Genomic DNA, 12,074 nt, shown 5'->3' with positions numbered 1-12,074 from the left:
TGGAGGGTTGTGGCCGAGTGCCTACAAATTACTTTAATCTTCCTCAGGAATCAACAAAACCGCAGGGCCAAAAACTTTGAGCTCTTCTTCAAGGATATCCCATTTGCCTTCGGGCCCCTCCTCCACCAACTTCACATTGAGCGTGCGATCCGGCAATTCACAGTCGTCACTATCCATCCCATAAATAAGTACAATTTTCCCAAAAGCGGAAAGTCCTCCTGCAAAAGGGAGGGCCAACTCCGTGCGACCGGGCAAATGAATGAATCGAGACTCATAGGCTTTTTTGAATTCCGGGAATTTTCCGGTGGGAAAACTGAGGTCCAGAATCACCAGATTTTTTATCTTGAGGCCGAGTTGAGTGAGTTTGATGTCTAGCAGCATAAAAAGGGGTCAGAGAAGATGGGTACGGATTTCCTGCAGTTCCATTTCCGAAAAAACAGCGTCATCATATTCAACTTTTCGCTCCGCAAAAGGGACTCCGGCCGATTTCTTGGTGGGTGCCCAGATACAAGTGGGTTTTCGCAGCGTGAGGCGAGCCTTCATGATTCCATACACAATTTCATCGTGATCGTGGGCATCCCGCAGTTTAATCACTTTCCACCCAAAAGATTCAAAGCGTTCTTGCCACAAAATGTCATTGGGACTGTTCTCATCCAAAATCAAACACAAGCGATCCAGCTTTCGCTCCGCCGCAACCATAATCGCCTCCCAAGCAGAGCCATGATCCAATTCATAATCTCCAACCAAACAAAAAACATGTTGATTGAGTCGCCCAATTTGAATCGCCTGCGCCATCCCCACCGCCATACAAAGTCCATACCCGTGTTGCTCTGTGGTCACTTCCACTCCCGGGACCTTACGATTTGGGAAAAAGGGCAACACCTCCGGCAAAGAATATCCCGCTTTTTTCAAAACCGCGTGGAGTCCCGGCAAAGCTTCAATTTTTGAGAGTACAAAATAATCTCGCTCTTCCCACTGGGGCAAACGGGGGTCATGTTTAAAAATCTGTCGACCATTTTCTTCTCCAAAATAAAGCCCTTCAATAAGATCAATGGACGAAAGCATCCGCCCACTGGACCCCTCTCCCATTCTTGAAATGAGCTCCAACGCCTCGAGTCGAAGTGCCTTTTGCCTTGAATTCATATGAGCATTATGCCTGAGCCAAAAGCGCTTTCAACGGCTTTTTTAAAACGGGATGGACAAAATCCGGCGACAGTTCCAAAACACCTTCCCATGCAAAGGATGGAGCCTCAAACGCCTGGTCTCCATAAAAAATCACCCCAATGCTGATGAGCCCGGCACTCCCCGGCACGGGAGCTCCAAACTTCACATTCCCAACCGGGATCTCCACGGAACTTCCCATTTCCTTCTCCACGATCCTACAAACCAAAATCAGGTCTGCAAGAACAAGCTCCGTGCCACACTCCACCACTTGATGCGCCCCGTTTTCTTCAAAAACATTCGATTGTCCAAGCACCAAAACATCGTGCTTCATCAAAAGATCTCGTGCCGTGACCAGATTCATTTCCAAGTCCCCCGATGAACTTTCCAGACTTAAAAAGACATGCATGATTAAGCTCTCTCTTCATCATTATAAACATGCTCAAATTCACTTTTGTGATATTTGAACAAGTCATCTTGAGCAAAGAATCGTGCCACCTCTTTTTCAGCGTTTTCAGAAGTATCGGAAGTGTGAATGACATTGCAAGAAACGCTCATGGCAAAGTCTCCACGAATAGTTCCCGCATCCGCAGCTCGTCCCTTGGTCACTCCCGTGATGAGACGAACAGCCTCCACACATTCAAGACCTTCCCAACACATGGCCAAGACCGGAGAGCTTTTCATAAATTGAGCCACCCCAGGGAAAAACGGCTTGTCCGCAATGTGCGCATAGTGCTCACGCAAAATCGCCTCATCCAGGCTCATCATTTTGCACCCAACCATCTTGAGACCCTTCTTTTCAAATCGAGTAATGATTTCTCCAACAAGTCCGCGTTGGATTCCATCCGGTTTAACCAGAACAAGTGTTCGTTCCATTGCCATAAAAAATTGTTAAAAGACGGCAGCACTTTGCAGCAAACTCTCCCTCTTGTCAAAAAGGAACCCCGCAGTTTTATTGACTTTATGGTAAAGTATTTTGTAAGATATGTGCACAAGAGGCTTCCCATGAATTCAATACTCAGTGATTCTCTCACCGAACTCGGTCTCGAAGAAAATTTGGGCGCATTTTTGGCGACAACACTGATGCAAGAAGAGTGGGACTCTGCACAACTGGAAGAACTCTCTTTGCAGGGGCTTGAGGTGCTTTTTTATATGCTCATGGAATACCAAAAAGATCAGTCTCACTACATACAAAGAGCATTAAAACAGATCAACTACAAAAGGAATCATCTTTCAAGGCCCTCGGAAAAGAGAATGCGAGACTTAAAGGACAACTACGGTTTGGCAGATAAAGAGTTTGCGCTCTCCCTTAGGCTTGAAAGAAGCCTCAAGGCGGCTATCCAAAGACGGGTCAACGAACTCGCCGCAAATCAAATGAAAGAGGTGGGACTCGGTGCAACAGATATCCCCATCATTCTAAAAGCGACGAGCACAGGCATTCTCAGGGTTTGCTGGAGGAGAGAAGAAAACCTGGAAGCTTAAACCGTCAATAAGGCTTCAAATTCCGCCTTGTCGTCGTAGGGCCCAATCACCGCCAGGTGGATGAGTTCTTCTTTTAGAATTTGTGCCGCCACCCGTTGAATGTCCGCCGCCGTCACTTTATCCACCGCCGCAGAAATATCTGCGAGCGTTTTGATTTTATCGTAAAGAAGTTCATTGCGCGCATGCATTTGCGCCACGCTTTCGCTATCTTCAAGAGAAAGCGTCAACTTCCCTTTCAAAAATTCTTTCCCTTTTTTAAGTTCGGTCTCAGGGACACCTTCCGCCGCCATTTTTTTATACTCCTCAATAATGGCCTTGATCGCATCCTTGATGCGAGTGATGTCCACCCCGGCACGGGTATAAAAGGTTCCCGTGTCCAAATAGTCTTCGGTTCCACAAGAAATGTAATACGCAAGGCCCTTTTCCTCCCGCACCGCAAGGAACATGCGGCTGCTCATGTTGCCGCCCAAAATGGCGGACAACACTTTAAGAGTGTAGTGGTCGGGGTGTTCCTCGGGGAAACCCGGCACTCCACACACCAAATGTCCCTGCTCCGTTTTCTTGGTTTGCAAAGACACGCGCGCTCGACTCGGCAGATTTTCTGCAAAAGGAAGCATCGTCCGAGTAGCCTCGCGCGCTTGGAGCGGAAAAAGTTCCTGAACCAAGGCCACCACTTCATCATGATCCACATTGCCCGCCAAACAAATGACCATGTTGGCCGGCGTGTACAAAGATTCCTTGTATTCCACAAAATCATCCCGTTGCAGGGCTCGAATCACATCCTTGGTCCCCACCTCGTCCCAACCGATCGGCTGATCTCCAAAAATCCCCCGTTCAAAGTTCCACGCCACTTGATACATGGGCGTATCTTGATACATATTGAATTCCTCCATAATCACGCCTCGTTCCTTTTCAATTTCTTCTTGATCAAATCGAGCATTCATCATCATGTCGGAGAGCACATCCATGGCCAAACGCATATTGGCGGCAGCCGTTTTGACATAATACCCGGCATACTCCTTGGAGGTGAAAGCGTTGAACTCGCCTCCCACGGAATCAATCGCCTCTGAAACCGCTTTCGCATTGGTGTACTTTTTCGCTCCCTTAAAGAACATGTGTTCCAAAAAGTGAGAAATACCGTTGATCTCTCGGTGCTCATACCGTGACCCTGCCTTCACCAAGACCAAAGCGGTGACCGCTGCGGTGCCTTGAATCCGATCTGTAATAACCCGAAGTCCATTCGAGAGTGTGGTTTTTCTATGCATAACGAAGCTGGTATTGAAAAGTATTGCGCGGCGATGCTAGCAAAAGGTAAGATCGAAGTCCATGGAATCTCGTATCGGTCTCAATCGACTTAGTGTTCTTTTCCTAGCCGTCTATTTGATCACCGGCCTCATTATTGTGCGGCTTTTTTACCTGCAAGTCATCTCTCATGGGTACTATGAAGAAATCGCGCAAAGTGAACAATACGGATACACCACCCTCCCCGCCCGCCGTGGAGAAATTTTAATTGAAGATTACCACTCGGGTGAAAGTTACAGTTTGGCCACCAACACCACACTAGCCATGGTTTTTGCGGACCCTACTTTGATTTCCGAACCGGACACCGTGGCAGAAACGCTCACTCCCCTGCTCTTTGACCTGGAAACGGAGAGGGAATTGGAGCAAAAACGCTACGACGAGGAATACACCGCCATCATGAAAATGGAGAGTGAAGTCTTGCGAAACGAAGCGCTGTCCAAACTCAAACTCAAGACCGATGAGGAACTCTTGGCTGCCTATGGAACCGCACTGGAAGACACTTTGGCGGACAAAACCAGAGACATTATTCTCCTTTTGGAGCAAGAAGATCCAGACACCATCAAGGAGGTCACCGATTTAAATCTGGAAGGAGTCGAAGTGACCAGCGATGGAGACATTTATGCCTACCCGGCAAAAATTGACAACAAAAAGTCCGCCGCGGAAAAACTGGGGGCCGTTTTGGATTGGGATACCAAGGATTTACAAACCGTGCTCCAGGGAACCAACCGTTACAGCGTACTGAGACGAAAGCTTGATCCCATGATTTCCGAACAAATTGAGACCATTCTTAAAGAGGACTTGGCCACGGCAAAAGCCGAAAAAACCGACCCCATCTTCCTGGGAATCCGTCTCGTGGATGAGTATTTTCGATTTTACCCGGAACAGGACTTGGCCGCACAAATTCTGGGTTATGTGAGTGGAAATGGAGGACAATATGGAATCGAAGGAACTTATGACGAAGTCCTACAAGGAGTGGATGGAATTTTTACCTCCAAAATAGATGCAAACGGCAACCAAATCACCGTGGGAGACAGTATTATTGAAAATGCCGTGGATGGGGCGGATGTGTGGCTCACCATCGACCGAGCCATTCAAACCAAAGTGGAAGAATTCTTGAAGGCCGGCGTGGAGGAATACCGGCCGGACAGTGGACAAGTGATCGTCATCAACCCCAAAACAGGCGCAATCTTGGCGATGGCCCAATACCCCAGCTTCAACCCCAACAGTTTTAGCGATGTCTTTGACAAGGTGGAGATAGACATTCCCGAAGACAAGCGCGACAAAATTGTGGTCTTTGGCAGTGAAGAAGAGCCTCGATATTGGTACTACCTGCAAGTGGAGCCTGATGTCCGTATCGAAATTTTTAAAGACCCCGAAATATCCAATAAATACTACTCCTACAAAAACACTTGGGGGCCGGAGGTTTACAAAAACAAGATGATCCAAGAGGTCTACGAGCCCGGATCCGTGTTCAAGCCCTTGGTGGCCGCGGCCGCCATCAACGCGGGGGAAATCACCGCTTCCACGACCTTTATGGACACTGGCGCCATTGGAGTGGACTTCAATGTCTACACCAACGAATACGACTACTATATCGAAACCTTCAACAAGCAATATCACGGTCTCGAAACCATGACTCAGGTGCTCGAACATTCCTGCAACACGGGGATGACTTTCATTTCAAAAAAATTGGGTGCGGCCTTATTTTATTCCTACATTAAGGGTTACGGCCTCCTTCAAAAAACGGACATTGGGCTCGATGATGAAGTGCGGGGCGATGTAGAACACTACGACGGCTGGACGGAATCCGAAATGGTCACCAAAGCCTTCGGTCAGGGTATTTCCATGACACCCCTTCAGCTCATTCAAGCCTACACCGCTCTGGCCAACGACGGCACAATGATGCAGCCCTACTTGGTGAAAAAAATTGAGTACGCGGACGGAAGCACGGAAGAGTTTGAACCGGAAATTGTGTCTCAAGTGCTCAAACCCGAAACCGCACAAATGGTCACCGCCATGCTCACTTCCGTGGTGGGTCAATACACCTCCCAGATCGCTCTGGAAGATCACTACATCGCCGGCAAATCCGGAACCGCTCAAACTTACAAAGGCAACCGCGTGCTCAGTGGACCGGGAACCACCATCACCACTTTTATGGGTTATGGCCCCATCGACGACGCAGAGTTTTTAGTCCTCGTAAAAATGGATCGCCCGCGCGCCACCGAATGGGCGGAAGGCACCTCCGGCCAAGTCTTTCACAAAATCATGGAATTCCTCTTCTCTTATTACAGCATCCCCCCGGACAAAGAGTCCCTCAATTAATCTTCCTCCTGTAAATCCTCCAAAATAGCCTGAGCATCAATTTCTTCCAAAAGTTGCGTGGGCATATCTTTGGCACGGGCCAGGCTTTGACTCTTATTATTGGCTCGTCCCAAAGAACCGGTAAGGTCCACCAAGGCAGCCGGAAGCTGTCTACCTCCAAGAAGTTTAGAGACTTTGGCGGCACCACCAAAAATGAAGAGCGTTCCTGCAATAAAAGAGATGGACGGAGCCACAAGTTCTTTTTTATCCATCTCCCGATACATGAATTTCAAAACCTTCACGCAAGAACAAAAATCCTCATAGCTCATGCCCGAAACCAGTTGCACCGCCTCGCGCATGTCTTCATAACTTTGAATGGGATGCGCGGCTAAATCCCAAACCCCGGAAAGGACACCCTCAATACCATTGGCCGGTGCCAAGATGATTTCCTGGTAATTCTCCAGATCTTTTTGCCCGGTTGCCCACTTGGTGAAACGATCCACATGCGTTTCGGGAAAAAGCTCATGCCACAAAAGTTCCGCAAACGCTCGGATTTCTTCTTTTTGTTCCTCCGTGAATTGCTCTTCAATTTTTTCGGCAGCCGTTTTCCCGGCAGACATCACGGCCTCAACTTCTTCTTCATTTTCAAGAATTTCCGCCAACAACCCACTCGATAAAACGCCCAGTTCATGCTTTTGCACACGCTCCAGTCCCTGATTAAAGTCCTGGGCTTTCTCATTATAAGTTTGAAGAGGACTGCTGAGCGTGGAAAGCAGCTCGCTCAACACCTGCACCTTTGCCAACAAACTGTTGTGCAATTCCGAAAGATGCGCGGGCAGCTCGTGGCCAAAAACCGCGATGAGCCGTTCGATCCACGCTTGAGTTTTACGCAAAATTTCTCCCGACCGTTTGAGTATTCCATTTACTTTTTCCAAAGCATCCGGGGCTTTTGCAAGCGTTTCGAGTATCTGCTGTACCGTGGGTCCGTCAGGCAATTGAATAGTCATAGAATGGAAGTTTATATATCGTGGACACTTTAACACAAGCTGAACTGCTGTATACTCAAGACATGAAATCCTTTCTTCTAAAGTGCTCGGCCAGTGTGCTCCTTTTGAGCCTTGCTTTCTCATTCACAGTTGAAGCCAGTTTTTCAGACATTGAAGGAAACCCGTACCAAGAAAGCATCGAGTTGTTGCAGGAACAAGGAATTCTCGAGGGCTATCCGGACGGCAGCTTTAAACCGGAAGCAAGCATCAACCGAGCGGAACTCTTAAAGATTGTTTTTGCGGCGCTCGATGAGGATGCCTCCGAGGGCCCCGGCGGCTGTTTCCCGGATGTTCAGGAAGAATGGTTTGCACCTTTTGTTTGCAGGGCCAAGGAACTCGGAATTGTACAGGGTTATCCGGACGGCTTGTACCACCCCGAACAAGAAGTGAATGCGGTGGAGGCTTTTAAAATCGCAATTGAGGCCTTTGGCTTGATGCACGAAGAAGCGGAAGAGGGCGAAGATTGGTTTGAACCTTACATAGACTTTGTCCACAACAATAATATTTTTTCCAAATACAGTTATTTCCCCGATCAATCAGCACAGCGGGATGAAATGGCCTTCACCATTCACCAGATGCTCCGGATTTTTAGCGGGGTACAAGAGGTGTCCACCGAACGCAGTGCTGGCTCCGCGGGCTGCGGAAGCACTCCACCGGCGGAGGCCCCCACTTCCTTCACGGTAAACGGAGTGGAACGGTCTGCCATTGTGGTGATTCCGGAAAATTACAACAAAGACGAGCCCCTGCCTCTCCTCTTTGCTTTTCACGGACGAACGAACCCAAACACACAAGTAAGAAGTTATTACCGCTTGGAAAAAGCGGGCGAAGGCGAGGCTATTTTTGTCTACCCCGCGGGACTCAGCAACGGCTCCAGTTTCACTTGGTCCGATTCCGGAGACAGCGCGGATGAGCTGAGGGATTTTGAGTTTTTTGATCTTATGTATGAGGAGCTCACCAGCACTTATTGCGTGAACACAGATGAAGTCTATGCGGCGGGACACTCCCTGGGCGCCTGGTTCACCAACAGCCTGGCTTGCGCGCGCGGGGATGTTTTGCGCGGAGTCGTTACTTTGGGCGGCGCGCGCAGCACCGGAACTTGCAGCGGCCCTGTGGCCGTGATGCAGTGGCACAATCCCGCCGACAACTTAGCCCCTTTTTCCACCGGCGAAACCGCGCGCGACGATTACCTGGCCCAAAACCAATGTTCGGCGGCAAGCACCCCCGTGGAACCCACCTGGGGAAACTGCGTGGAATACCAAAACTGCTTGGAAGACGCCCCCACTCTCTGGTGTCCACACACCATCGATTACGACGAATACTCCGGCGAATACTACCCCCACACTTGGCCCAAAGAAGCCGGCTCCGAAATGTGGGACTTCTTACGGGGTTTGTAAGGAAGCAACTTACAAGAGAGTCCAACGCTATTGACTAAATATGAGATTTGTTTTAAAATAAATCTACTTATTTAAAATAAAATGGCCCCTACCCCCCTTGATGTTTCGCCAGAAAATGCAGGCCTCTTTGCTGAATTGGAAACGAATTTAGCTGAATTAGACCGAATTCTTCAAGAGCGCACTACAAATGTGATCCGTCAAAGCCCAGTAGGAGAAGCCGACAAAATGGCCACCGTACTCAAACGAATGTCCGATACTTTTATCCAATTACTGCGGGACGAAGCATTCCCCAAAGGATTGGATGCGGTAATACAAGTACGAAGGGCTGTCGAAAAATATTTGCGTGACATGCTTGAAACACAGGAAAAAAGACTGAACAGAGCTCGCTTGGGAGATACCCAGCTAGAGGAAGACATTATGCACATCCCTGCCCCTATGCCTCAGCGAGCCTTCGCAATCAAGATGCTCGCAGCCCTAAGTAAAGGTCAGGCCGTAGAGCAAGTGTTCCAAGGTTTATCGGCCACTCAATTCATTCAAGAAGTCTACCTTTCCCTCCTCTTCCCAGAATCTGAAGCTCCTGGAACAGAAATCGCTTATTCCAGAGATGATTTAGACCCTGAAGTTGATGCCTCCGCCAAAAGACTCACTGCTCTCATTCGAGAGCAGGACGAACGAGTCCATGCAGCTTATACTGAATATTCTCAGAGCCAAGGAGGGCAGGACTCTGACGTGGAACCCTCAACCCCTACAGTAAAGTATAGCATTGCAAGAGAGGACTACGATTTGGTGATACGAGAGGCAAAAAAACTGATTTTAACACGCATGCAGGAAGAGTTGGCTGGATTAAAAAATGCCGGTCAAGCCCGACAATTTCTCGGACTCTTGAGAGAACATGGGGTTCTTGCTCAAGAACTCCGAATCGGAAAAAACTCCCCGGTGAGTTTTTTTAGTTTTGATACAGAGATCCCGATCCTAGAGAATCTCGTCGTCGAACATTTTTCCCCTGCGCCAGAAGACAGCTTGATCCTTGAGATAGACGAAAAAACGGGGAAACTTCGAGAGGTTCTGGAGGCACCTACTGAACGACTAAAGAAGGGTATAGATGCAAGAGACATTTTCCCTTCCCTGGAAGCTTTTCTCGATTTTATGAAAACCGACCTCTATCCAAAACCCCTATTCCTTCAGGCTTGCGCCTTAACGCTTCCTGCGGCCGGAGAAAAATATCGGGGTTATATGGGTTCAAGCTACTGCGCCATTCGGGACATCGTCTTCCAAGCTTTGAAAGAAAACCAGACCCTCCAAGCCTGGTTCAACAATCGCCAAGGAAATGCCGGAGTCCCTTTGACGGTTCACATCGAAGAAGAAGTCGAAAGCTTACTGGAGGAGGATGAACGAGTAAAAGATTATAAAGCTCAGTTCGAAAGAACTTATAGGTATCTAAATGGCATAGGACGCCAAGCCGACTTCGTGAGGGAAATCGCCTCAATGGAGGAGAAGATCAAAGAAATAACCTTGAGCATCACCAGTGTAGTCGTTCATTTCCTTTCGGATCAGGCAAAGGGGGACAAAGGACTCGCTTTATTGTCTAATCCTTTTGCCATACAAGAACAGCGACAAAAAGATCCAAAGATAGAAGATGACCCAGAAAAAAATCCAGATTGGCCTGTATTCGATGTACGCAATCTTGCTCAAGATGAGAGGGACCAGATAGCTGCAGAGCGACAAGCGGAACATTTAAAAAACTCGTAGAATCCACCCTCACAAAGCCTTCACCACGCGGTATGCAAAGGAAAACGCCACGAGCACACCGGTGACCCAGTATGTGATTTGCATTGCTAAACTGCCTGTGTCAGAACCAAGAAAAACGCCATGAATAAAGAGTGCGACAAAAACGGGGAAAGTTAAGTAGTGCAAAAAGCGCCACGCCTTGTATTTGGTGACGATCATGAAGATGGAACTCAGCACGATGATCGCCAAAAGATAAAAACCAATGATGCCCAAACTCATGTATGTGGGGCTGAATTCAGAATAAAAAGGTACGAACAGATCGAGAATCGAAAAGTTCATGAAGTCATCGAGAAACAAGGCCACCAAGTGGATGAATACAAAAGCCATAAGCGTGATCCCCGTTGCCCTGTGAATGCGCCATGCAACAATGGGACCGACCAGCCGAAAGATGTAACCCGAAGATATGCCCACTCCTAAAATCATCAGAACAAAAAGGAGCAAGTAACTGGTGATTCCAGAAACTCGAGCAAGAACCCAAGACCATGCAATATCTTGATCCGGAAGTTCCGTTGTCGCCTGAGCAGGATCATTGGCATCTAAAGGATTTGTTTCATACAAAACCTCCGTCCCATCCCAATACCCATCCCCATCGGAATCAGTATTATTGGGATCCGTAAAAAAAAGCATAAGCTCGCCTTGATCGGTGAGGCCGTCTAAATCGGTATCTACAGGTGATGAATTTTGGTAGAGTGAACTGCTCATAATGTGGAGTGAATGTTTAAATTCTGATCGATGATCAAACCTTTTATGCTCGGGTCCGCAGCCAAGTATTCCATTCCCTTTTCAACGCCCAGGACAAGAACGACTTTCGCCATCACATCCGCCTGCATGGTGGAGTTTGCGAGAACAGTAACCGCCAGAATGGAGTTTTGAGTCGGTAAACCAGTTCTCGGATCTATGAGGTGATGCCAAGGTATTCCGTTTCTTATTCCCTGCCTTTTCGCGATACCGGAAGTGGCGATACCCTGACCTTCTTCCCGAATTTTCAAGCGGAGCAAATCTTCTTCCAAGCTCCTAGGATTTTGTACACCTATTTCCCAAAGATTGCCATCCTCCTGTTTCCCCTTCATATACATGTCCCCCCCTGCAGATATCCAAAAGTTTTGATGGGACTTCGCCAAGACTTTTGCCATCTTATCGACCCAATAGCCCTTTGCGATGCCGCCCAAATCAAGGCAAAAACCTTCAGGGGCTTGCAAGGTATTCTTGCCAATTTTCAGCGATTCCAGTCGAGGCCTTTCATTGAAATCTTGCTCGCCGTCCGAGCTATCATCGGGCTCCACACTAAAACTTTTATTGTAACCAATCAACTTGAGGGCGTTTAAAATCGTGGGATCAAAGAGACCCTTGCTCAGTTCATAAGCTTTTTTTGCTTGAGTGACAAGTTCGATCATTTCATCACTCACTTCAAGCTCTGCACCCATGGCAGTGTTCAACTGACTCACTTCACTTGTTGGGATAAAACGACTGAACTTTGCCTCAAACTTTTCCGCCTCTTTTTCACAATAGTGAATGAGTTTTTGCGCTTCGCTTTCGTCGGCACTAAACCCTAACACAACTGTGGTATCGAAAGCCTTGAATGAATGTGTGCGAAACATTT

At 48.0% G+C, this 12,074-nt stretch carries 11 protein-coding genes; 4 read left to right on the top strand and 7 right to left on the bottom strand.

The genetic code is table 25. The annotated features are described in order from the left end of the window. Positions 1–33: 33 nt before the first annotated feature. Genes WC777_02750 through ndk form a run of 3 tightly spaced genes read right to left on the bottom strand, consistent with a single transcriptional unit; the run spans position 34 to position 2,043 of the window. Entirely contained in the window at positions 34–1,143 is a 1,110-nt protein-coding gene (locus WC777_02750) for a 1-deoxy-D-xylulose-5-phosphate synthase N-terminal domain-containing protein (GenBank protein ID MFA6024109.1), read from the bottom strand. 7 nt (positions 1,144–1,150) lie between these two features. Beyond that, positions 1,151–1,570, bottom strand: coding sequence for a hypothetical protein (locus WC777_02745; GenBank protein MFA6024108.1), 420 nt, complete (start codon positions 1,568–1,570; stop codon positions 1,151–1,153). Positions 1,571–1,572: 2 nt separating this feature from the next. After that, positions 1,573–2,043 (bottom strand): nucleoside-diphosphate kinase, encoded by a 471-nt coding sequence (ndk, locus tag WC777_02740; GenBank protein ID MFA6024107.1) that lies wholly within the window; start codon positions 2,041–2,043, stop codon positions 1,573–1,575. A gap of 123 nt (positions 2,044–2,166) precedes the next feature. Between ndk and WC777_02735 the strand changes: the two genes are divergently transcribed. Continuing rightward, positions 2,167–2,643 (top strand): hypothetical protein, encoded by a 477-nt coding sequence (locus tag WC777_02735; GenBank protein ID MFA6024106.1) that lies wholly within the window; start codon positions 2,167–2,169, stop codon positions 2,641–2,643. Here the strand turns inward: WC777_02735 and WC777_02730 are convergent. Continuing rightward, a complete protein-coding gene (locus WC777_02730) occupies positions 2,640–3,908 on the bottom strand; it encodes a pitrilysin family protein (GenBank protein MFA6024105.1) in 1,269 nt (422 codons plus the stop codon). The two genes, WC777_02735 and WC777_02730, sit on opposite strands and share 4 nt — an antisense overlap. A gap of 61 nt (positions 3,909–3,969) precedes the next feature. On the opposite strand from WC777_02730, the gene WC777_02725 reads away from it, so the two are divergent. Beyond that, positions 3,970–6,267, top strand: coding sequence for a penicillin-binding transpeptidase domain-containing protein (locus tag WC777_02725; GenBank protein MFA6024104.1), 2,298 nt, complete (start codon positions 3,970–3,972; stop codon positions 6,265–6,267). Here the strand turns inward: WC777_02725 and WC777_02720 are convergent. Further along, positions 6,264–7,253 carry a hypothetical protein gene (locus tag WC777_02720; protein MFA6024103.1) on the bottom strand — a complete coding sequence of 330 codons (990 nt, stop codon included), beginning with the start codon at positions 7,251–7,253 and terminating at the stop codon, positions 6,264–6,266. The two genes, WC777_02725 and WC777_02720, sit on opposite strands and share 4 nt — an antisense overlap. A 62-nt stretch (positions 7,254–7,315) precedes the next feature. Between WC777_02720 and WC777_02715 the strand changes: the two genes are divergently transcribed. After that, complete coding sequence (locus tag WC777_02715; protein MFA6024102.1) at positions 7,316–8,686, top strand: S-layer homology domain-containing protein; 1,371 nt, start codon at positions 7,316–7,318, stop codon at positions 8,684–8,686. A gap of 81 nt (positions 8,687–8,767) precedes the next feature. After that, positions 8,768–10,435, top strand: coding sequence for a hypothetical protein (locus WC777_02710; GenBank protein MFA6024101.1), 1,668 nt, complete (start codon positions 8,768–8,770; stop codon positions 10,433–10,435). Here WC777_02710 and WC777_02705 read toward each other — a convergent pair. Further along, positions 10,421–11,176: a ferric reductase-like transmembrane domain-containing protein gene (locus tag WC777_02705; protein ID MFA6024100.1), complete on the bottom strand. Its 756-nt coding sequence runs from the start codon at positions 11,174–11,176 to the stop codon at positions 10,421–10,423. The two genes, WC777_02710 and WC777_02705, sit on opposite strands and share 15 nt — an antisense overlap. Next, positions 11,140–12,072 (bottom strand): FAD:protein FMN transferase, encoded by a 933-nt coding sequence (locus WC777_02700; protein MFA6024099.1) that lies wholly within the window; start codon positions 12,070–12,072, stop codon positions 11,140–11,142. Before WC777_02700 ends, WC777_02705 begins: the two co-directional genes overlap by 37 nt. Positions 12,073–12,074: the final 2 nt, after the last annotated feature.

It is taken from the genome of Candidatus Gracilibacteria bacterium (assembly GCA_041661045.1).
Lineage (GTDB): Bacteria > Patescibacteriota > Gracilibacteria > UBA1369 > 2-02-FULL-48-14 > 2-02-FULL-48-14.
The sequence above is the reverse complement of the archived record's forward strand: the minus strand, read 5'-3'. Positions and strand labels throughout refer to the sequence as shown.